Here is a 24292-nt window from a genome sequence, read left to right as displayed (position 1 = left end):
CTTACACTCTTTTAACAATTATAGAAACAAGTTAACTTTAACATTTTTTATTTTAAATAACTATCAGCCAAAAGTTACTCTGTCTAAACCAAAAGTTTACCTAAACTAAAAGTTAGGAGGGGTAAACCTTTAGTTTATAATGATATTTCTTCATTCTAATTATTATATTTTTGATGTATGCTACTCCCCATTATTGCTCTATGAGACTCCCTTATCTATCTTTAAAAGATTTTCATTATACTTAATAAATCCTTTTTTCACTGTTACTATATTAGAATACTCACTTGAATTAGTTACTACTATTGGGGTAGTAATATCAAATCCTTCTTCTTTGATTTTATCAATATTAAATTCTACTAATAAATCTCCTCTTTTAACTGCTTCACCTTGAGCTACCATTACCTTAAAGTACTTACCATCTAATGAAACTGTATTAAATCCAATATGCATTAATATTTCTACACCCTTATTAGAAGTTACTGCTACTGCATGTCCAGTTGGAAATACCACTGAAACGATTCCATCAACAGGACTTACTAATTTTCCTTCTGAAGGTACAATCGCTACTCCATTACCTAAAGACTTTTCTGCAAAAACTTTATCAGCAACTTCTGATAAATCCTTAATTTCTCCCTTCATTGGGCTTGTTAAAATTTCTATATCTTTAAATTCTTCTGACCTAACATCTCTTTTATTTTCAATATCTTTATCTTCTTTTAAATTAGTATCTATAATTTCCTCGTTATTTTCACTAGAATCTTTGAACATTATAAAAGATAATATTCCCGCTAATAAATATGATGTAATTATTGCTATTAATAATCCTCTGAAACCCTTACCAAAGTATGCAGGTAATGTTAGTAAACCTGGAATAATATATCCCATAGTTGCACTTCCTGAATATCCTACAATAGCTCCTCCTACTGCCCCTGCTATAGAAGCGCATATAAATGGTATTTTATACTTCAATGTTACTTTATATATAGTTGGCTCAGTTATACCCAATAACCCTGTAGGTATTGTAGATAAAGCTGCCTTTTTAATATTTTTATCTCTTGATTTCAAAAGTACACCCAATACAGAACCTGCTTGTCCTATACTCCCGCATATAGCAAATGCAAAAATAGTATCGAACCCATATAAAGATAAGTTATTGATAATTATTGGCATCGCTAGCCAATGAACTCCTTTTATAACTAATACTTGCCAAAACGCTCCTACTATAGCACCTAAAATTATTGGACTTAGATTATATATAAAATTATAACTACTTCCAATTATGCCTGTTACTATTGTTGCTATAGGTCCAATTATTATAAAAGTCAATGGTGTCATTACTATTAAACAAATTAAAGGCATAAAGAAAGGTTTTAAATTTTCATTCATTACCTTATTTAAGAACTCTTCTAATTTAGATAATATCCATACTGATATTATTATTGGTATAAATGTAAATCCGTAATTTATCTCTTTAATATTAATAAATAAGAAATCAATTCCATTATTTTTATTTATGAATTCAATAATTCCTGGACTAATTAATATAGCTCCTAAAGTTACTGCTATAAATTCATTTGCTTTAAATTTCTTGGCAGCTGTTAATCCCATTAAGATAGGCATAAAATAAAGTGCACTATTTTCTATTGCATGTAAGATTTGATATGTTCCACTATAAACTGATATGTAATTAAAATAAACTAATATCGCAAGTATTCCTTTTAAAATACTTACACTAGCTAATATACTTAACACAGGTGCAAGTACTGATGATATTAAATCAAGTACTTTACTTTTAAAATCACTCTTTTCTTTTTTATCTGTACTTTTACTTTCTTCAGTTATATTTCCATTACTAATATTAGTTAGTTTCATAATTTCTTTATAAATTTCACCAACCTTATTTCCTATTACAACTTGAAATTGCCCTCCACTTTCAACAACACTTAAAACCCCCTCAAGATTTTTTATGTTATCTTTATTTGCTTTATTATTATCCACTAATTTGAATCTTAATCTTGTGACACAATGTACTAAGGAATTTATATTGCTTTCACCTCCCACATTTTTAAGTATTTCTTTTGCTAAATCTAAATTCTTCATTTCACTCTCCTATATAATACTTCTTAATTTGTTAATTCTTTTCATTTCCAAATTCAACTTTATCATATCCAGTATTGAACTTCTATCAGCCAAAAGTTTCTGGTAGTAAACAAAAAATTTAGCTAAACCAAAAGTTATTAGGTATAAACTTTTAGTTTATAAAGAGTAATCGTTCTTATTTCAATACCTGGTATATAAAAAATTAAACTTTTTAAGCTTCACCTCTAATACTTAGAAATAATATTAAGAAATCCCAGTAAGATAATTACAAGACTTTACTGGGATTTAATTATTTCCTATCTTTAATTTTTATATTTTAGCTATTATGCCATGCATACGAATATATAAATTTTTGCTATAAGATATATTTATTCTTGATAGATTATTAAATAAAGTTGCTTTTACACATAATCAGTAAAGTATACTCATATTTGAAACATTTTTAATATACCTATTGTATCAATAAGTATATTAAAAATATCTTAATCATGTACCTATACCCTATAAATAATATTTATCACTTTTAATTCTCTTTATAATTAATCCAATCAAGCAACTAACTACGGCAGCACAAATCACTATAGTACCTACTTTTTTCTTATTTTCAGTCATATATACACTTTCCTTTCTTATTTTTTTCTTTTCATTAGCTACAAAACATAGTGCTGCTCATTCCCCAATAGTTACAAAGATACAGTTGCTGTAATTAATTATCTTCATAAAATCTCTATATCTATTAATGACATCTCTCACAATGCCTAGAATAATTCCATAAGTTATCTGCAACATATGCCCATTCCTCAGAAGCTTGAATACATTTGTTGGATAAATCAATAACATTTTCTGGATCTTGTAAATCAGTCGAATGTGCACCTGATATATTAATTAATTCTACTAAAGAATTTGGATTATCTAATAACGGACAACTTCTTAGATGGTTATGATTAAACGGCTGTTCCTTTCGATATTCCATAAATAATGGAGACTGTAATGCCTCTAAAATAGTTTTTTCACGAATATTAGAATCTGAATAGTGTATAAATGCACACGGTTCCATATCTCCATTAGCATTTATATGAATATAACGTCTCCCACTAGCTAAGCACCCACCGGAATATTCAGCATCATTCCAAAAATCCAGTGTGAATAATGGTTTTGTATTCCTAAATTTTCTTATTTGTTCATACATAAATTTTCTTTGTTTTGCTGTTGCCATTAGTTCTGGAACCGCTTCTTTTCCAACTGGCATATATGTGAAAAACCAACAAAATTTCGCCCCCCAGGAAACTATCTGGTCAAAATATTCTTCAGAACCAATTATTTCTGTATTTCTACTAGTATAACAACAGGAAATTCCAAATGGAAGTCTCTTCTCTTTTAATATTTTCATAGAATTTTCAACTTGCTTAAAAGTCCCCTTACCACGTCTAAAATCAGTACTCTCTTCGAAACCTTCGACACTAATAGCTGGAATGAAATTTTTTACACGAAGCATTTCATCAGCAAATTTTTCATCAATCAATATACCATTTGTAAATGCTAAAAACACGCAATCTGGATGAGCTTCACATAACTTTATTAAATCATCCTTACGAACCAGTGGTTCCCCGCCTGAGTATAAGAAAAAGTATGTTCCAAGCTCATTGGCTTGATTAATTATTCCTTCTAATTCCTCATAAGTCATATTTAATTTCTTTCCATATTCCGCTGCCCAGCATCCTGTACAGTTTAAATTACAGGCTGATGTTTGGTCCATCAGTATTGCCCATGGAATATTACAACTTAGTTTTTTTTCTAATTCTCTTTGTTTTTGATACCCAATCATACCCACATTAATTAGAAAGTTAGAAAAGCTCCTTTGTAAAACTTCATTATCAATATCCTCATATAATCCCATCACGTATTGATACCAGTTATTATTAGGATTATCCAATATATCATGGAATACTTTTCTTTGTGCCTCCCAATTACCAGCTATATCAATATTATCTGCCCATTTTAAAAGTTTTGATAAATTTTCTCTTGGATTCCCAGATACATACCTCATTGCTTGTTCCATTCCTCTTTTTTCTATTATTCCTTTAAAATTCATACTCATATTAATATTCCTCCTACATTCTATGATTTTTTAATTATAAGTTTTAAAAGTAACATGAAGGTAAACTAAAATATTCTATTACTTTTTATTTATTAACAAACAAAAAGAACACCTTTTTAAGATGTTCCTCTTATCTCAATATTTTTTATATTAACTCTAAAGATATACTAAATATCATGCTTATTTTGGTAAGTTTACTGTAAACATGCTTCCATAGCCTGGTTTGCTTATAATATCAATATTGCCACCACACAAATTTACAATTCTTCCTACAATAGATAAACCTAATCCGTAACCTCTTGTTGCATGCGAAGAATCTCCCTGATAATATTTTTTAAATATATGTTTCATCGTTTCTTCATCCATTCCTATACCACTATCTGAAATATTCACACTAATATAATCGCTATTATCCGTAATTGAAATTGTTATTTCCCCTCGTTCAGGTGTAAATTTTATAGCATTATTCATTAAATTCATCCAAACCTGACATAAAAGTTCTTGATTTCCATAATACTTCACATTAGGTAGATCCATTTCCAAAGTTATATTCTTCTTTTCTAATTCCTTAAATATCAAAATAGCTATTTTTTTTATCTGTTCATCTAAAGAAAATTCATTTTTATCTATCACCACTTGCTGTGCATCTAATTTAGATAACAATAGTGTATTTTGTGAAAGCTCTGCAAGCCTTGCAGATTCCTCAGCAATTATTTGAAGATATTGTTTTTGATCTTCATCACTAACTTCTGTTTCAAGCAAAATTTCTGCAAACCCTTGGATTGAAGTAATAGGTGTTTTAAATTCATGAGAAAAATCATTCAAGAAATTCTGCATTTCTATCTTTGTATTTTTTAATTCTTTAACCATTTTATTGAAATTATGATAAATAACTTTATATTCTCCTGCATAATCCAAATCTAATTCTACATCAAGATTTTCTTCTGAAACATCATTAATTCCATCTAAAATTTTTTCCATTCTTCTTCTAATAGTATTTATGATTTTATATATAGCAAAGCCATCTACTATTCCCATAATTGGCATCATAGCAAGCATATTAATTGCATTTTCTCTATTTGTCTTATATACAAATGTTGTAATTAGTCCGAATGCCATAACTGAACTAATTAAAATTATAATATAAAACCAAATAGCCCATCCAAATAACCCAATTCTTTTTTTCTCAGTAAACATTGTATTTTTTTTCATAACTACTTTCCAAATTCACATAGCTCTGACTTATATCCTAGTCCTCTAACCGTTACAATCTCAAACTCTCTGCAACCTTCAAACTTGTTCCTCAATCGGTTAATATGTGTCTTTATTGTATTTTCATCACTTTCAGTATCATAACCCCATATTTCATCTAATAGCTGCCCTTTTGTAAATATCATTCCTGGATAGGATAGAAATTTATAAAGTAAATCAAATTCTTTTTTTGCTAGTTCTATTTGTCGCTCCCCTATTTTGACTTCATAAGTGGATGCATCAAGAATTATTGGCCCTACAGATATTTTTCTTTCACTGGCTATATTTACTCGTCTAAGCAATGCTTTTATTCTCCAAAGAAGTTCTTCATAATTGATCGGCTTTGTCATATAATCATCTGTTCCAGACGCAAATCCTATTTTTTTATCGTCAATTGAATGCATCGCTGTCAGCATAATTACCGGAATAGTATTTTTCGTATCCCTTAATATTTTCACTAAATCATAACCATTTATTCTTGGCATCTGTATATCCGCTATGATCAAATCAATATGTTTATGATCTAATATTTCTAAAGCTACTTCTCCATCTTCTGCTTCTTCAACAGAGTAGTATGATTTCAGTCTAGTACTTGTAAGAAGTCTCGTATTTTTATCATCCTCTACAATTAATATCGTTGCCACTAAATTCACCTTCCTTTTGATTTTAATACTATCATCGTATAAAATATCAGCGTAAATCCTATTATACATACAATTATTGATAGTGAAATCCCAACGATTCCATTATAATACCATCTATTATCAATTTCCTTCATTGATAATATCGCCTCCTGAGTAATATACAAAGATAAAATTCCATCCGTAAAATTCGTTAACTTAATTGATAAAAAAGAATGTCCTATTTTTCTCAACTTTATTAATTCATATGTATTTACCATAATTTTTATAAAAGTACATAAAGTAAGTAGATACACTTCTACCCAGTGATAGCTTCTAACTTCTTTTGTTTCAAGGCTATGTATGCTAGCCCCTATAAATACCATCCCTAGCAAGATAATAGTAACTCCTAGAAAAATTCCTGAACTTTCTTTTTCATTACCTTTTCCTGTATCTATTATTTCAAACTTCTTTTTCCATGATACTTCTTTAATATCACGATTTAATATTGTTACTATTTTTCCGATACATAATACTATATTATAAAAAGCATTTGCAATGACAAGAACCGAATTAGTAAAAACCCCAAGTAGTATTTTAATAATTCCCATTAACGCATTTTTATAAAATGACAATGTCAAATAATCTATTCTATTAAAAAAAATAATTACTTTGGGCAAATCACTCACTCTCTTTCTATATTAATTACGAATAGTTTAGTTCTTGTACGTAAAGTATTCGTAAACAAAAAAATCCAGGCTACAAAACTGCAAACCCAGATTTTTAAGTTAATACTCTATCTTTGGTAACATAATTTAGCCAAGTGGTTTATCTGAAAGTGCCCACCCTTCAATAACTCGTGCGCCGATTGGTTCTTGATTTTCTTTAAAGTTAACAAACTCCATTGTTTCCTGCTCTATCTTTTCACCCGTCTTTTTATTTGTAATGTGCACCGAATACCTGATTGCACACCAGTCATTCTGAACAAGCATATTATGAAAATCCCCTAGCTCTACATCAAATCCTGAAAAGAATTGTCCCATCATATCTTTATATTGCTGAAGACTCATCCTTTTCCCATAAACATTATAATGCGCATCTGGCTCATATAAAGTATCACACCATTCAAGCCATCCCTCATAACCACTGTTCCAGTTTTTAAAACCATTTTGAAGACGATCTCTAATTTGTTCTTGAAAATTTTTACTCATTTTGCTCACTTTTCTCCTTTCCTTTACCTTTAATTAAGGGTTCACCTTATACTAATATTTGTTATATTGGCATTTAGTAGCCGCACTATCTTTTGTACTTTTCTAATTCATCCACATAAATATTTCCATATTCTGTATAATTGTGTATATCAATTACTATAAGCCTTTATGTTGATTAAATTATATCTACTTAATGTAAATTCAAAGTAAACAAATATAGTTTTTATATTAATTATTAAAAAATATCAATGATGCTATATCATAGAATATGAATAGGAGCTTATATATACTACTGGCTCATAAAATTATAATATTTTGTATAATATAAATAAATTGATTTTCCTTAAATAATAAAAGTATCATTTGAACTAATTCATTTAAACTTATATAAATAAATAACATAGCTATCCCCGTAAAAATGATTAATACATATATTCCTATATTCATTAAGAAATTAAAAAGTATTTTTTTTATATTAAATTTATCAACCCATTTCCACATTATATTCCTCAATTCCTAAATTAATCTAAATAGTAATAATCATTATTTTTCCTTCTTTCTAACCGTCACTACTGATATTGCTACAGCAATTACTGCCCCTACTGCTATTACAATTTTATCTCTAACTTTCATATCTTTCCTCCTTATATAATATTAGTCTCTTATTAATATCTTTTTATATCTAAGTAAATTTCTTATACATTTAGCTTACAGCAAATATATAATTGCAACAATTGTACCTTAGTGCAAAACATACTGTACTTTTGGGTAAATTTATCTGATGTTTCTTATAGAATAGATATAATAGTAGTATTTCTAGATAAGTCAATCATTACTTCTCGTATCCCCTCAATAATCATAAAAGATCCTATAGAAAAAATATATTGCTTCATAATATGACTTGGTGTAACCAATGCAACAATACCAAGCATAATTGATAAGAGTGGATAACCTAGTGGCATCATACAAAGTTTTTGATTTTTATTTAAACATTTCATAGTACTTTTAAGTTTTAATATTCCATTAGTAGAAAATATCACTCCTAAAGTAAAATTCATAAAAAAGATAATAATCTTTTCTTGTATCACAGATAATATTGAGAAGGTAATAAGTGTAATATAAAAGATTACAATATACTGATTTATACTCTTAGAATTCAATTTCTGTGTAATTCGATAAACTAGCCTTTTTATAGCAAAAGCTATCACAACTACAACAATTACTGTACCAATGATTTGTAATGCATTTTCTGGTACTTTTATAAAAAATAATCCTAAAATTACAATACCAATACCTCTTATAATACCTTTTGTTTTCCATATCTTATTGAGATTATTCCAGCTAAAACTTTTTATAACAGATTTTATAAGTTTAAGTACTACTATCTTTGTATCTTTTTCTGAACTTACCATAGCTGTTAAAACAGATTCAAATCCGTTTATTCCACTATTAGCTACCTCATTTATCTGCTTTGCTCCACCAGCTTCTAATGCATCAAAAAAGTTTTTTGTAAAAACTTCACGTTCTTCCATACTTACATCTTTAATCCAAGTATCAAAAATTCCATTAAGTACTTTACATTCTGGTGCTAAATGCTCCATTATCAATAAATGGTCAGCTTCTACTTCCCATGACATAGCGTCATGTTGCATTATACCATTGGCACTACTCTTAACAATTCTGTGTTCCTTATCATGCTTAAATAGAAGCCCAATGACACTAAAATGTGGAATTATTGAAATAATTTTATTTCTGATTGCCTCATATTTTTCTACTTCTAGTATCTCTTTGCAGATGCCAGGACCATCATTATCGTAAACTTCAATAATCTGATTTTTAAGATTATCTTCACACATCATAGCACCATAAACAGCAAGATTCCCTCCCTTTGAGTGACCTCCAAGCCGGTAATTTTTATTCCCTATAACCATAGTTTCTTCTAGATATCTTTTAGCTTCCTTCTGAGATTCCACAATCTGAAAAGTCATTGCAAAATCTTCACGCCATCCAAGAATTGTTTGATCTGTTCCTCGAAAAGCTACATAAACTGTTTCATCATCTAATTCTATATGCAATGCTGCAAATTGAATTTGCAAATCTTTATCATATATATCTTTATAATTAAAAAGTTTTATATCACTAAATCTTCTACTATTCGCCATTTCCTCTAAAAAAGATGAAGGCAATTCAAACATTCCCTGTACCTTCAAACATTCTGTTCTCTTATATTTTTCAAAAATTATATTGTAAGCTTCCTTTAATTTAATAACTCCTCCATCATCTATAGTCGGTATTATTCCTGAAAAATCAATATAAGCTAATATCGAAAATATAAGATTATCTACTTCATTAAATTCTCTTTCTTTAAAACTTAAATCTCCTCGCCATTTTATATAGGACAAGATATTATTCATACTTCCTTTATTCTCCTTCTTCTTTATCAGTTATCCTACTAATTTCCTATACTTATACACTCATTAATTTATAAGAGTTGCATCATTTTCATATTATTTACCTGTTTCAAACAATAGTTCATAGTCAAATTTAACATAGGTATTAATGTATCCTAAAATAGCAAGATATAATAATACCCCAAGTTATTTTCTATTTCTCTCTTACCTTTAAAATCATATTTAATACTTTTCTCCACCAAAAAGATATTATATTTATTAGTAAAATTATAATGAACATAACTATATTATAGATAATAACTATCATCTGCCCATTTGATACTTCTTCAAGTGAACTTAATCGTATTAAATGAATCATTATTATAGTAAGATACAGTATCGTATAAATTACTTTAAATATTTTTCTTGTTAAGTAAAGTGTTTCTCTAAGTTTTTTCTTTTTTCTTAACTTTATTAGTAATATAATCAATGTCAAAACATATGAAAAAGCAGCAGCACATATAACATATATAAGTTTTTCTTCATTCTGATTTTTATGAATTAACAAAATATAACTGTTAAGTCCAATAACTCCAATATATAAAATATCAAATAAAATCATTACTTTTTTCAACTTAACAAATCTCTCATACAATTTTAATATTAAGTTTCTTAATACCAATTAATGCTCTCTTAACCCCATAATACGATTTATTAATCGAGTTGCAAAACCTGGATTAATACTATACATAAAGTTCATAGCTTTAGAATCCTTACCAATAAATATTCTATACTTATTCTTTTCCATACCTTTAATAATCAATTCAGCTGCAGTAGATGGAGAAGTTAGCATTTTAGAATTCTTCTCCTCACCTGATACAGTTCTATTAGAAACCTGTGAATTTTTCATTATATCTGTTGCTATAGCTCCTGGGAAAACAATTGACACATGAATGTTAGTACCTAACAATTCTGAATATAATCCCTCTGTCATAAGCTTCACTGCAGCCTTTGAAGCACCATATAAACTCTGCCCAGGAACTGGCAAGAACCCGCCCATACTAGCAATATTTATAATATGACCTTCTGGCCTAGTCAGTAGATGACTCAAGAAAGCCTTTGTCATATAGATTGTTCCGTAAAAATTAACATCCATTACTTTATCAATTTGTTCAAATTCTAAATCTTTTATTTCTTTAAATGGTTGAATAATTCCAGCATTATTAATAACACCATCTATGTGACCAAGAGTAGAAATAATCTCTTCAGAAAATTTAAATACTGTTTCTTTATCTGTAATATTTACAACTCTAGTTAATAATTTTTTGTTTTCTCCTGATAATATGAATGTTTCTTCTAATCCAATCTGGTTTATATCCACTGCAATAACTCTTGCTCCCTTTGATAATAATTCAATAGTTAATTCTCTCCCCATTCCATTGCCACCACCAGTTACAACTATATTTTTATTTATAACCTCCATGTTCTTTCTCCTCCAATGCCCTTTTTTTGTTTCATTAATTCTCGATTCAGTATATTTTTAGTATATAATCTTCACACTTTCTCCTCAATTGTACCTTAGGGCAAATAACACTTGTACTTATGGGCAAATAAAAAAGTAGGGCTATTGTAGCCTTACTTTTTTATGTTCTTAACTAGTCTCTTATTTAATAATATGAATTATACCCTTTTCTATAGCCACTGCAACAGCCTCAGATCTAGAATCAACTTTAAGTTTAGTATATATATTGGTTAAATGTGCTTTAACAGTCCTTTCAGATATTCCCATATCAATAGCTATCTCCTTACTTGTACAGCCTCTTGCAATAGCTTGCAAAACAAACAATTCTCTTTCTGTAATTGATGTATTAAGTGAACTGTTTATTTGCTTCTGTTCACGATTATCACTAAAAATACTTCTTGTGATTTCTGGTTGAAGAAGCATTTCTCCTCTTATTGCAGCCTCTATTGTTCTAATAAGCTCTTCACGAGTACTATCCTTAAGTAAATAACCTTTTGCCCCCAAGAAAAGTCCTTCTCTAATTAAATTATTATCATTAAAAGTTGTTAAAATAATAATTGGTACGGGGTTGTTTTGTTGTTTTAAAGTTTTTATTGCTTCCAGTCCACTTCTTTTTGGCATACTCAAATCCATTAACACTATATCCGGCTTTAGCTTATCAATAAGTAATAATGCTTCATCTCCATTTTCTGCCTCACCTATAACTTCATAATTTTCTTCAGTTTCAAAAATTAGTTTCAGCCCTTCTCTAACTATTAAATGATCATCTACTACCAATATTTTTCTTCTATTCATTTTATTCATCTATTCCTTTCTCTATTGGTATAATAATATTTATATTGGTCCCGCATTTTCTTTTGCTTTTTATTACCATTTTTCCATTTGTCGCTTTTACACGTTCTGTCATTCCTAGTATTCCATAATGGCCAAGCATCTTATCTAAGAGCTTAACATCAAATCCTATACCATCATCCCTAACACTTATGTTAATTTGATTATTAACTTCTATTATTTCAATATATACACTTTTTGCTTCTGCATGCTTTGCAATATTATTTAATGCCTCTCGTATAATATATATAATATTTTTAAATACTCTTGGAGATATATTAGATACTACTCTAATATCTGAAGTTATATATGCATTCGATACACTCTTAAAAACAGATATTTCATTTTCTAGTGTCTTGTTAAAATTTATAACTGAATTTGTATGAATACGTAAATCATCTATAACAAGTCTTGAATCTGCTAGAGTCTTTCTAGCATGTTCCATAGACATTTTCACAATTTCCTGAGATCGTACTATATTATTCCTTTTTATATTTGCATTTACTGCCTCTAACTGCATAATTACCCCTGCGAGTCCTTGAGAAAGTGTATCGTGCAAGTCTCTAGCCATTCTCTGTCTCTCATTAATTAAAGTTAATTCTTCTACTCTCTCATATGCTAACTCTAACTCTTTTAAGACCTTCTGAGATTGTATTCTCAATTTTACTTGTTTAATATAAAACATTGAATACGATTGTATAGCTATAGTTATTATTATAAGCAATGGAATAGATTGTGTTAATTCTTTAAATCCACCATAAACAATAATAGTAACACCATAAATACTATAGAAAAATACTGCTGTAGCAATAACCTTAATAATATCATCATATACTATCATACTTTGAATAACTAAAAGAGGGACTACTCCTAATACTATAGTTTCATATCCTTCAGATAATATAACAGCATAATCGAAAGTTATTATTGCCTGAATAATAAAATAAATCCAATACTTACGTTTAAATATTTTATCCGAAAACAAATATACAAATACCTGAAGTAACATTACTATCGTAAATCCTATAGTTCCATTGCGTGATAAATTATCTGAATTTTTTCCAAACAAAGTAGCCATATAAATTAGAATAACCCCAATTATTATAGGCGACTTGTTCATAAATATCTCCTTAAAATATGGTATAAATATTGATTTAAATTTATTTTCCACATATTTTCCCCCTTATTTAGCCAATTTAATTAAATAATAATTTATCTCTTACTTATCTTATATCAAACTCATAGTTATAACAATTGTACTTTTGGGCAAAAAGAAATTGAAATAAAAGAGTAAGTTCTTTTAATAGGATAAAAATCTATTAAAAGAACTTACTATATAAAGCAGTTTATTTTCTTTTATTATATTCATTTATATAACTCTTAAATAATGAAACAATTTTAGATTGGACTGGTCTTTTTTTAGTAACTAAGTAGATATTTTGATTTATTTTTTCCTTCAATCTTATTACTTTTAACTTATCATCCTTAATAGAATTTTCTATATAGTCTACTGAAACAGCAGCAAGTCCATCAGATCTACATAGCATATGTGCAGTTACAACATTTCCTATTTCATATTTTACATGTGGTGTAAATCCCTGCTCTAAACATTTTGATACAAAACTGTGCTCTTCACCTGATTCTACTGATTTTAATACTAATGGTTCATTTTCTAATTCCATTATTGAAATTTCATCTTTTTGTGCTAAATGATGATCCTTTGACACAACGATAACAACTTCTCCTTCTAGCATTAATTCATAATCACATATATCAAATTTCTCATTAACCATAACTAGTCCAACATCAACTTCTTCATCTTCAAATAATTTTTCTATTGGATATTCATCTGGAACTTCCTTTAATTTCATTTGTATATTAGTATGCTCCTTAGGAAATCCAAACAACAAATTAATTGGTAGAGATGATGATGCTGAATAGGTAACCACAGTATTTAAAACACCTTTGCTTCCACTCATAACACTAATTTCTTTTTTCAAATCTTCCACAAGGTAACATATATGCTTAGCTCTAGCATATAATACCTCCCCATATTCTGTTGCTTCTACCCCACGAGAACCTCTATAAAATAATTCTGTTTCTAAATCAGTTTCTAATTGCTTTATAGTTTTACTTAATCCTTGAGGAGTAATGAATAAATCTTTAGCTGCAGCAGTAACACTTTTCTTCTCATAGACCTTTATAAAATATTCTAATGCTTCTGTATTCATTTATTTCTCTTACCCCTTTTATTTTTTTCTTTTATAAGTTTAGCTATTCCTTTAAAAAACTTACCATTCACTATCATTAATATTCCATCTAACATTGGTATATTAATAATACCCCCTGTCATTCTAGATATTCCTCTAAATGGCATATTGAATATAGACATAACCATAATATTTGCCTTATCTCTTTTCCCTATCTTCTTTAAAATCCAATGTATGAAAATCATTAAATAATATAAAATTCTTGCAATAAGGCTTTTTGCGTATTTACATTGAGAAATAGTATCGTTATATCCTAACTCTTGTTTTTTATCCCAAGTGCTAATAGGAACTTTTTTACCCATAAGCTTTTCAAATTCTTCTAGTCCAACATTGGTTACCTTCCCACTATAATAAGAAGGTAAATTACTTTTGTCATAAGGTAATTCAGAATCAGTACCTTCTATCCAAATGCTATCAATTAACCTTATATCTGCACTTGAAGATCCTATCATTATTTCATATTCAGCTGATTCTATTTCCCATCTATTACTCTTAACATTAAAATATCTAAATGTCTTATCATCAAAATATATTTTTATCGTCTTTGTTTCACCAGCATTTATAAATACTTTAGCAAATCCTTTTAACTCTTTTTTAGGTCTAAAAATTTTATCTGATTTACAACCTACATATAATTGTGCAACTTCCATACCTGCAAAATTTCCTGAGTTTTTTAATTTAAATGTTACTGAATTTTTATTAACCTCTATATCTGAATATTCGAAAGTTGTATAACTTAACCCATAACCAAATGGGAAAAGTACTTCTTTATTTACTGTATCATAGTAACGATATCCAATATATGGTCCCTCTCTATACTCTACACTAACTTCCTTCCCAGGAAAATTATTATAAGATGGTGTATCTTCATATTTAATTGGGTATGTCTCTGCCAATTTACCAGAAGGGTTAACATCTCCAGACAAAACTCTAAGTATAGATCTTGCACCAGCTTGTCCTGCTAAATATCCATGAAGTAATCCTTTTATCTTATTAATCCATGGCATTTCTAATGCACATCCACAAGATATAATAGCAACAATATTCTTATTAACCTTATATAATTCATCTAATAATTCTATTTGATTTTTAGGAATACTCATAGTATTTCTATCTAATCCCTCAGCTTCTACATATTCATCTAATCCAATATATAAAAGTATTACATCAGCCTTCTTAGCAAGTTCACAAGCATTACTGATCAATTTCTTATTTGTTTTTCCATATCTCTCAAATCCTTGTTCATATCCAATACTAACAATTCCCGATTCTTCAAAACAATCCAATGTATTGTCCAATATAGTTGGATTTACTATAGATGATCCAGCTCCTTGATATCTTGCTTCTTTAGCAAACTCTCCTATTACTGCTACTTTTTTATTTGGCTTAATAGGCAATATGTTATCTTTATTTTTAAGAAGAACTATTGATTCTTCTGCTACTCTTTGGGAAATTCTATGATGCTTTTCAATATCAATTTTTACATATGATTCATTTAGTGCCTTTTCTGTTGTAAATATTAAATCTAATAATCTATCTACACACTCATCTAGCACTTTTTCTTCAAGTCTTCCACTTTTAATCGCTTGTACTATTTCTTCATTTGTTTCACCACCTGTTGATGGCATTTCTAATTCATTACCAGCTAATAATCCACTTACACGGTCATTACTTCCGCCCCAGTCTGTTATAACACATCCATTAAAGCCCCATTCTTCTCGAAGAATATCCTTCATTAAATGTATGTTTTCGTTTGCATATGTACCATTAACTTTATTATAGGATGACATTATAGACTTAGTTTTTCCTTCTTTAACTGCAATTTCAAAAGCAGTTAAATATATTTCCCTAAGTGTTCTTTCATCTACTATAGTATCAATTGACATTCTTCTTTCTTCTTGATTATTTACAGCAAAATGCTTAACACACGCAGCAATCCCATTAGATTGAATTCCTCTTATATAACCAGCTGCTAACTTACCAGCAAGATAAGGATCTTCACTAAAATACTCAAAATTTCTTCCACATAAAGGATTTCTTTTCATATTTATAGCTGGACCTAACAATACATTTATTTTTTGATCAACAGCTTCGGTACCTAAATATTCTCCAATTTTTTCAGCTAAATCTTCATTCCAACTATTTGATATAGTTGCTGCTGTAGGAAAACATGTAGATGGGTTACCTGTATTAAGTCCAATTCTATCTGATGCTTTTTTTTGCTTTCTAATCCCATAAGATCCATCAGCTAAAAACATGCTGTTTATTCCAAGACGCTCAATATCATTTGACTTCCAATAGTCCTTTCCCGACATTAATGATGCTTTTTCTTCTAATGTCATCTTCTCAATTATTTCTCTATACTTCATTCCTTATTCCTCTTTTATATTAAGTATGACTTTGAACTATATAAATTATTTTATCTAATTATAATATGAATAATATTATCCAACATTATTTTACATTATACCATAATTTTTCTAACCAAAACAGTAGTCGTTTGCAAATGTTTTTAATTCATAAAAAATTGATTACTAAAATAGAGGGTACATAATTATTTTGCACCCTCTATATTTCCAACATTTATACATATATATTCTATTTTTAATCTTTTAAAATATTGGTTAACTCACTATATAACTGTACCTTATTATCTAAATCTATTTTATATAGATTATTATTTGGTATTCTAATGTATCCAGTGTTCCAAATCTCTATTATACCTGGCTTTCCATCAGTGTTTTCAAATAAAATAAATTCTACAGCTCCAGTAATATCATTAAAGTTAAAAACTCTTTTATAATTATAATTTTCTAGTAAATTAAATACTTCCTTTCCTTTTTCTACATCTAATTTAATAATATCTGAACTAGTAATATTTCCATATACATTAACGTCTTCATAATTTATATTCTCACCTATACCTACTGTTTTATATATACTTACAGGTTTTGAATAATAAAAAACAAATGAAATACATCCTACTAATACTATTATAAAAATTACTAAATTATTTTTATATTTTTTTATTATACTTTTATCTATATTAGAAGCATTCTTTTTTTTCATTATTAAAATACAATTATAGATTATAAATATTATTGTTATGAAAGCTATTCCTATAGAAAATAAGTATAAATAATTACTTATCATCATATCCCTCCATTTTTATGTCTATTAATAATTATTAAGTATATATTCACTCCATTTTACTATTATTTCTTCTTTTGTAGAATCTATAATTTTTTCTATATCATCTGAATTTTTAATTAAATCAATCATTTTATCATAACCATACTCATTAATAATAAAATCAACAAACCCTCCTGATAAAGCATAAGGTTGCTCTAAGCTACTATAGTTATTTTTCATCTCATCTATTGAAGGAAGTTTATTCAATTTAGCAGTTTCCTTTAAGTAGTACTTAATATTATTATCTATCTGATTAGCTTCAACTACTGAAATTCCTTCATTTAAATAAGTATCTGTAACTTTAGTTATATTCCCTACTAATATATGTGTATATTCGTGAACAATAACTTTCATTAAACTTTCATAATTATGAACACTTCCAGGATTTAATGGTGATACCATATGTATTTCACCATCTTTAGCAACGCCTACCAACCAATCTTCTGCGTCTATCATTCCAATAGATTTATGGAACTCAGAAATATTCGGATAAATAGTTACATTTATCTTTTCTTCTAAGTTTACATTTAAATCCTTAGCTACTCTCTCATAATTATCTTCTAAAATTTTTTCTATATCATCTAAAGCCTCTTCATCATCTTTAGTAGAGTTATACTTAAAATGCTCACTTTCCTTTCTTAATTTTATAATATTAGATTTTTCAGCACAACTAAATAAAAAAATAGACATTAATATAATAAGAAAAAACCCCTTGTATCTCATATAAATTCCTCCCCAAGTTAAATTCATCAATATTTTACCATTTAAAGATATTGATTACAATATTCATATATAATTATTAAAATATAAAATCAAAAAATAGAAGAGTGTTAATTACTCTTCTATTTTTTGATTTTATATTAATTTTTTAACTCTTTCATTATCTTCAGGATAAGGAACTACATATGCATCTTTAAATCCTTCATTTTGCAATCTAAGTACTTCCTCTTCTGCTTCTTCATAATCTTTATAATATCCTATACAAATCCTCCAACCTTCTCTTTTAGGTGTTTTAGGTTTTTTAACTGGAGTATCAATTAGGATTTTATTAACCATCGCTAAACAAGCATTAGCTACCATGTATCCATACTTTATACTATCAAAGTTATTCTCTACTTCTTCATTAGATATAAAATCAGCTTCTATTATTACTGCTGCCATTTTAGTTTGTCTTAAAATAGTGTAACTTGCTTCCTTTATTCCCCTATCCTTAGATTTTAAATTAGCAAGTAACTCATCTTTTAAAAACCTTGCTAATTCTTCTGATTTATTTCCCTTTTCAAATATAACAATTTCAGTTCCACTAACAGAATTATCTACAAAGGAGTTCATATGGAAGCTAACAAAATAATCTGCATCCCAACTATTAGCAATATCTACTCTATCCTTTACATCTAAGTAAATATCAGATGCCCTTGTAAGTAACACTATTTCACCATTTCTCTCTAGTAACCTTTTGGCTTCGTAGACAGCTTGCAATGCAATATCAGCTTCTCGCCTACCATTTTTACCAACTGCCCCAGAGTCACTGCCACCATGACCTGCATCTAATACCCATTTTGCCAACTTTTTCCCTCCCAATTTATATAATTACTATATAAATTTTTATTACTTTATATTTCATTATATTTCAAATTCCAATAGTTGGTTCCAAAATTTATATTTATTATATATATTTCAACACTGAATGTAATAATTCCTCATTCTTCAGAATTATAACTAATTAAGATCCTATCTAAATGGCAACTAAATTTTAAATTATGCTATAGCACACATCATATATACTATTTAGAAATTCTTCTATTTTACCTAATTCTCCAATCCCCTGAGCTAAAGTCTTACTTCCTCCACCTTTTCCATTTATAATATTAGCAAATTCTTTAAAAACCTGTCCCATATTTATATTTTCAATATTTTTAGATGAGGAAAGAATTATATTAGCTTTATCTTTATTTTTTATTGCAAATAAACAAATAACATTATCTTTTTCACTTAATTTATTAGCAAGCTTTGTAACATATTCTACAGATTTATCTATAAATATTTTATTTATAATTCTACTTTTATTACTACCCTCATTTTCTGCTAATAATGAATTTACTTCGTATTCTAATAGTTCTTCTTCCAACTTCTTTTTTTCAATCTTTATTTCCTCTAACGAAGCCCTCAAATTTCTTATTCCATTTAAAGCTTCATCTTCATTGCTACTTAAATAATTACATATATCTCTTATTACTTTATCTTTATTTAGTGAATCATTAACTGCTCTTTGTCCTGCTAAAAATTCTATCCTAGTATTTCCTTTATTTTTCTCAAACCTTTTAATTTTAATCATTCTTAAATCAGAAGTTTTACTAGGATGTACTCCACAACAGGCATTAATATCTAAATCTTCTATTTCAACTACTCTTATATCATCTTCAGTATTTGGCAAATCTCTTCTTAAATTCATAGTTTTTAATTCTTCTTCGCTTGGAACTAAGAAATTTACTTCTAAGCCTTTTTTAATTACTTCATTAGCTAAAGCTTCTGCTTTTCTCATTTTCTCTTCATCTAATTGCCCTATAATATCTACTGTACTTATTTCTTTTCCTAAATGAATACCCACTGTATTAGCATTAAATAATTTAAAGAAACATCCCGATAATATATGTTGACCTAAATGTTGATGCATTCCATCTTCTCTTCTATCCCAGTCTATTTTACATTTAACAATTGAATCATCTTTAATTCTTTCATTAACAACGTGATATATTTTCTTGTCTTTTTCATAAACATCTAAAACTTCTCTGCCAGATATATCTCCTAAATCACACTGCTGTCCTCCTCCCCCAGGGAAGAATGCAGTCATATCTAATACTATATGATATTTATTTTCAAACTCTTTTACTTCTATTACTTTTGCTTCAAATTCTTTTAGATATTGATTTTTATAAAATAATTTATCCATATTTTCACCTACTTTTTACTCTCATCTACTAAAGTATATATTTCCTTAGATATTTGTGCTATAATCTCACAAGCTTCATCGCCCCAATCTAGCACGAACCTTTCATCTTCTCCACCATCCTCAAAGGATTCATCACTTAAGTCTCCAATATCCTTAGTTAAAACTACTAATATATAAGGATCTGCTCCATATATTATTCCTACATCATGATAATATCTATAATAATTTCCAATCTTATGTGCAACTATTCCATAATCTAAATATTTATCTAATCTATCATGGTAATTAGTCTCAGTCATATAATCTATAAGAGTACTATAATAAGGATTATTATCTGGATTTTCGTATAAAATTCTTAAAAGTTCTCCAAATTGATTTGCTGTTGTATAATTGCCATATGGAATATTATAATCATCAGTAACATCTCTCATATAATCAGTAACATTTGAACTAGCCACTCTGCTTAGCATATTCTTTGCAATATTATCTGAATCTACAATAGATAGATAAATAGCTTCTCCTATAGTTAAGTTCGGAACTTCATCTAAGTAATATAGACTTCCACTTCCCCCTTCTCTATCAGCTTCAGTAAAATAAAGCAAATCATTCATTGTTTTACTTCCATTATTGACATCATCTAATATCATCATACATAATGGAACCTTTGTGGTACTTGCAGCTACATAATATGTATCTCCATTTAAAATATATTCTTCATTTGTATTTAAATTTTTAAAATAAATAGATACATTATTCTTATATTCACCTAATATTTCATCTACATTTTTAGATATAGCTTCTACTAAATCTATTGCTTCTTCATCCTCTTCCTCTTCAGTATTTTCATCTTTATCCTCTTGAATCTCAATTATTTCTTCATCTGATCCATTTTCATATATACTTACTACTTCCTTACTTTTGCAGCCTACTAAAAATATTGATAATAAAGATAAAATAAATAATATATATATTTTTTTCATTTTATTCACCTTCATAAATTTAATAATTATTACATTATATCATAGGACTATGGCAAATATCACAACTTATAGCTTCTTAATAGATATATAATTTTTAAAAATATTTATTAAAATTAAAAAGATGAAATACCTAACTGTTTATACAATTAAAGCTATTTCATCTTGTTTATAAAGGATTTTTTTATAAGATTTTAATTAATTTAGAATACTGGAACTACTGACCCATCAGAATATTTTTCTTGTATATACTTTTTAACTGTTTCTGATGTTAATGCCTCTGTTAAGTCTTTTATTTTTTGACTATCTTCAGTTCCTTCTTTTACTGCTATTACATTATAATATTTCTTTGAAGCCTCTGAAGTTGAATCTTCTACAAATACAGCATCTTTAGCTGGACTTAATCCTGCTTCAAGAGCATAATTACCAGGTATAACTGCTAAATCAACTTCTTCTAAAACTCTTGGAATTTGTGCTGCTTCTAACTCTTCAAATTTTAAGTTCTTTGGATTTTCTGTTATATCCTTTGGAGTAACTAATTCTCCATCCTTTAATGTTATAATTCCTGCACTCTCTAAAACTCTTAAAGCTCTTGCTTCATTAGATGGATCATTTGAAACTGCTATTGTTGCTCCATCAGCTAAGTCTTTTATATCTTTAATTTTACTTGAATAAACTGCTAAAGGTTCTAAGTGAACTCCCTTTGTATAAGTTAAATGTAATCCCTTCCCTTCATTAGTTTCGTCTAAATATGCTATAGTTTGGAAGTAGTTTGCATCTAATTCCCCTTCTTCTAAAGCTGTATTAGGTGTTACATAATCAGTAAATTCTACTATTTCAACTGTATATCCTTTCGCCTCAAGATCTGGTACAATTTGCTCTACTATTTCTTTATGAGGAACTGGACTAACTCCTATTGTTATTGTTTTATCTTCCTTTGCTGCTCCTGTACTATCATCTGATTTTGCTGTTCCACACCCCACTAAACTTATTGCTAAAGCACCTGTTAATAAAATTGATAAAATTGATTTTCTTTTCATATTTAAATCCCCCTTAAGTTAATTGTTAATGCATAATTAACAATGCATAATTTTGGTTGAAACTCTTATGAGTTTCTTTTTTTATAATTAAATGTGACTAATGAAAAATTTTTTATTTTAGTTTTGCTTTGCAAAATACTATGATAATTTTTTATATAAGTAATTTCCTAATGATTGTAGAACTTGTACAATTATTATTAGAATTATTACTGTTACTATCATTACATCTGTTTGATATCTTTGATAACCGTATCTTACTGCTATGTCACCAAGTCCACCTGCACCTACTGTCCCAGCCATAGCCGAATATCCAATTATACTTATTACAGTTAGCGTTAATCCCGAAATTATTGATGGAACTGCTTCTTTAAGCATAACTTTAAAAATTATTTGTGTATTTGAAGCTCCAAAGGATTTTGCTGCCTCTATTACTCCTGGATCTACTTCTTTTAAAGCTGATTCTATAATTCTTGCTACAAATGGAGCTGCTGCTATAGTTAATGGAACTATCGCTGCTATTGTACCTATAGATTTTCCAATTAGTAATTTTGTAAATGGCATAATTGCTACCATTAATATTAAGAATGGAAAACCTCTTAAAATATTTATTATTGTATCTAAAGTTTGATAAACTGTTTTATTAGGTTTTAAGCCCTTTGGAGCTGTAACTATTAATGCAATAGCTGGAATAAATCCTAATATTACTGAAAATAGTGTTGAAAAAAACACCATTATTATTGTTTTATTAAATCCTTCTATTAATATTTCTGACATTAATTAAGCACCTCCGATACTACTCCTTTTTCTTCAAGATAAGCTATAACCTTGTCCTTATCTTTTTCTTCAATATTTATTACTAAGTTTCCTAATATCTCTTCTCTAAATTTTTCAAGCTTACCCCAAACTATTGAAAAATCAATATCTAGCTCTCTTGACATCTTTGTTATAAGTGCATTTTCTGAAGATGTACTTGGGAAGTATAATTTAATATTAACTCCTTTAATAGGAAGAAGTTCATCTTCTTCTCCAAGAAATTTTTTAAGAGATACTCCCGGTCTTAGGAATAATTCTTCTGATTTTCCTTCTGCCTTTAATACTCCCCCTTCTATTAATGCAACTTTTTCACATACTTCTTTTACTACTTCCATTTGATGAGTTACTATTACAATAGTAATTCCTAACTCTTTGTTTATTTTTGATAGTAGTGCTAGTATATCCTTTGTTATCTTAGGATCTAAAGCAGAGGTTGCTTCATCACAAAGTAAAATTTTAGGTTCAAGGGCCAATGCTCTTGCAATTGCTACTCTTTGTTTTTGCCCACCACTTAAACTTGATGGCTTCACATCTGCTTTTTCTGAAAGTCCAACTAAATCTAAAAGCTTAGTAACTCTCTCATTTATCTTGTTTTTTCTGTATTTCCTATAGCTAATTGCCTTTTCTCCATTTAAGCTTTCTTTGTATTCTTTATATTCTTCTTCATAACCCCAAACTTCTAATGGTAAAGCTATATTTTCAAATACTGTTTTTCTATTTAATAAATTAAAGCCTTGAAATATCATTCCCAATTTTTTTCTGAATTCTCTAAGCTCTAATCCTCTTAATTCCTTAACTTCTTTTCCCATTACGTTTATTGAACCTTCTTCGTAGGTTTCAAGTCCATTTATACATCTTAATAAAGTTGACTTTCCAGCTCCACTATGTCCAATTATTCCATAAATACTTCCTTCTTCTATTTTTAAAGAAACATTTTTTATGACTTCAACATCATTAAATCTTTTACTTAAGCTTTTAATTTCAATCATTAACGTCCCTCCTAAGAACTTCTGAAAAAATAAAAAAC

Annotated in this window: 21 protein-coding genes; all 21 read right to left on the bottom strand. The window is 28.2% G+C overall.

What is annotated here, in order from left to right:
* Positions 1–198: 198 nt before the first annotated feature.
* Positions 199–2100, bottom strand: a complete 1902-nt coding sequence (locus tag ACQPUY_RS03680; RefSeq protein WP_430839577.1) for a beta-glucoside-specific PTS transporter subunit IIABC — start codon at positions 2098–2100, stop codon at positions 199–201.
* A gap of 736 nt (positions 2101–2836) precedes the next feature.
* Positions 2837–4192, bottom strand: coding sequence for a radical SAM protein (locus tag ACQPUY_RS03675; RefSeq protein WP_430840248.1), 1356 nt, complete (start codon positions 4190–4192; stop codon positions 2837–2839).
* A 186-nt stretch (positions 4193–4378) separates the two neighbouring features.
* On the bottom strand, positions 4379–5410 hold the full coding sequence (locus ACQPUY_RS03670; protein WP_430839576.1) for an ATP-binding protein: 1032 nt from the start codon (positions 5408–5410) through the stop codon (positions 4379–4381).
* Positions 5411–5412: 2 nt separating this feature from the next.
* The gene (locus ACQPUY_RS03665) at positions 5413–6093 is read right to left on the bottom strand and encodes a response regulator transcription factor (RefSeq protein WP_430839575.1); all 681 of its coding nucleotides are present in this window, start codon (positions 6091–6093) and stop codon (positions 5413–5415) included.
* A gap of 5 nt (positions 6094–6098) precedes the next feature.
* Positions 6099–6680: a hypothetical protein gene (locus tag ACQPUY_RS03660; protein WP_430839574.1), complete on the bottom strand. Its 582-nt coding sequence runs from the start codon at positions 6678–6680 to the stop codon at positions 6099–6101.
* A gap of 204 nt (positions 6681–6884) precedes the next feature.
* Complete coding sequence (locus ACQPUY_RS03655; RefSeq protein ID WP_430839573.1) at positions 6885–7280, bottom strand: hypothetical protein; 396 nt, start codon at positions 7278–7280, stop codon at positions 6885–6887.
* A gap of 788 nt (positions 7281–8068) precedes the next feature.
* Positions 8069–9694 carry an Mbeg1-like protein gene (locus ACQPUY_RS03650; RefSeq protein ID WP_430839572.1) on the bottom strand — a complete coding sequence of 542 codons (1626 nt, stop codon included), beginning with the start codon at positions 9692–9694 and terminating at the stop codon, positions 8069–8071.
* 190 nt (positions 9695–9884) lie between these two features.
* On the bottom strand, positions 9885–10304 hold the full coding sequence (locus ACQPUY_RS03645) for a hypothetical protein (protein WP_430839571.1): 420 nt from the start codon (positions 10302–10304) through the stop codon (positions 9885–9887).
* Between the two features lie 48 nt (positions 10305–10352).
* Positions 10353–11153, bottom strand: a complete 801-nt coding sequence (locus ACQPUY_RS03640) for an SDR family NAD(P)-dependent oxidoreductase (protein ID WP_430839570.1) — start codon at positions 11151–11153, stop codon at positions 10353–10355.
* A 180-nt stretch (positions 11154–11333) separates the two neighbouring features.
* Positions 11334–11987 (bottom strand): response regulator, encoded by a 654-nt coding sequence (locus ACQPUY_RS03635; RefSeq protein WP_430839569.1) that lies wholly within the window; start codon positions 11985–11987, stop codon positions 11334–11336.
* A 1-nt stretch (position 11988) separates the two neighbouring features.
* A complete protein-coding gene (locus ACQPUY_RS03630; RefSeq protein ID WP_430839568.1) occupies positions 11989–13194 on the bottom strand; it encodes a sensor histidine kinase in 1206 nt (401 codons plus the stop codon).
* Positions 13195–13369: 175 nt separating this feature from the next.
* A complete protein-coding gene (locus tag ACQPUY_RS03625; protein ID WP_430839567.1) occupies positions 13370–14254 on the bottom strand; it encodes a LysR family transcriptional regulator in 885 nt (294 codons plus the stop codon).
* Positions 14251–16662: a glycoside hydrolase family 3 C-terminal domain-containing protein gene (locus ACQPUY_RS03620; RefSeq protein ID WP_430839566.1), complete on the bottom strand. Its 2412-nt coding sequence runs from the start codon at positions 16660–16662 to the stop codon at positions 14251–14253. Before ACQPUY_RS03620 ends, ACQPUY_RS03625 begins: the two co-directional genes overlap by 4 nt.
* Before the next feature lie 235 nt (positions 16663–16897).
* Positions 16898–17446, bottom strand: a complete 549-nt coding sequence (locus tag ACQPUY_RS03615) for a hypothetical protein (protein WP_430839565.1) — start codon at positions 17444–17446, stop codon at positions 16898–16900.
* Between the two features lie 24 nt (positions 17447–17470).
* The gene (locus tag ACQPUY_RS03610) at positions 17471–18208 is read right to left on the bottom strand and encodes a peptidase MA family metallohydrolase (RefSeq protein WP_430839564.1); all 738 of its coding nucleotides are present in this window, start codon (positions 18206–18208) and stop codon (positions 17471–17473) included.
* 132 nt (positions 18209–18340) lie between these two features.
* A complete protein-coding gene (locus ACQPUY_RS03605; protein ID WP_430839563.1) occupies positions 18341–19051 on the bottom strand; it encodes an N-acetylmuramoyl-L-alanine amidase in 711 nt (236 codons plus the stop codon).
* 187 nt (positions 19052–19238) lie between these two features.
* Positions 19239–20435 carry an alanyl-tRNA editing protein gene (locus ACQPUY_RS03600; protein ID WP_430839562.1) on the bottom strand — a complete coding sequence of 399 codons (1197 nt, stop codon included), beginning with the start codon at positions 20433–20435 and terminating at the stop codon, positions 19239–19241.
* An 8-nt stretch (positions 20436–20443) separates the two neighbouring features.
* Positions 20444–21415, bottom strand: a complete 972-nt coding sequence (locus ACQPUY_RS03595) for a serine hydrolase (protein ID WP_430839561.1) — start codon at positions 21413–21415, stop codon at positions 20444–20446.
* A 200-nt stretch (positions 21416–21615) separates the two neighbouring features.
* On the bottom strand, positions 21616–22452 hold the full coding sequence (locus ACQPUY_RS03590; protein WP_430839560.1) for a MetQ/NlpA family ABC transporter substrate-binding protein: 837 nt from the start codon (positions 22450–22452) through the stop codon (positions 21616–21618).
* Positions 22453–22590: 138 nt separating this feature from the next.
* Entirely contained in the window at positions 22591–23226 is a 636-nt protein-coding gene (locus ACQPUY_RS03585) for a methionine ABC transporter permease (RefSeq protein ID WP_430839559.1), read from the bottom strand.
* A complete protein-coding gene (locus ACQPUY_RS03580) occupies positions 23226–24254 on the bottom strand; it encodes a methionine ABC transporter ATP-binding protein (protein WP_430839558.1) in 1029 nt (342 codons plus the stop codon). The genes ACQPUY_RS03585 and ACQPUY_RS03580 overlap by 1 nt, the downstream gene beginning before the upstream one ends.
* Positions 24255–24292: the final 38 nt, after the last annotated feature.

The sequence above is a fragment of the Clostridium nigeriense genome (assembly GCF_050585245.1).
Taxonomy (GTDB): Bacteria; Bacillota; Clostridia; order Clostridiales; family Clostridiaceae; genus Clostridium; species Clostridium nigeriense_A.
Note: the sequence above shows the minus strand (reverse complement) of the source record. Positions and strands in the feature narration are given on the sequence as shown.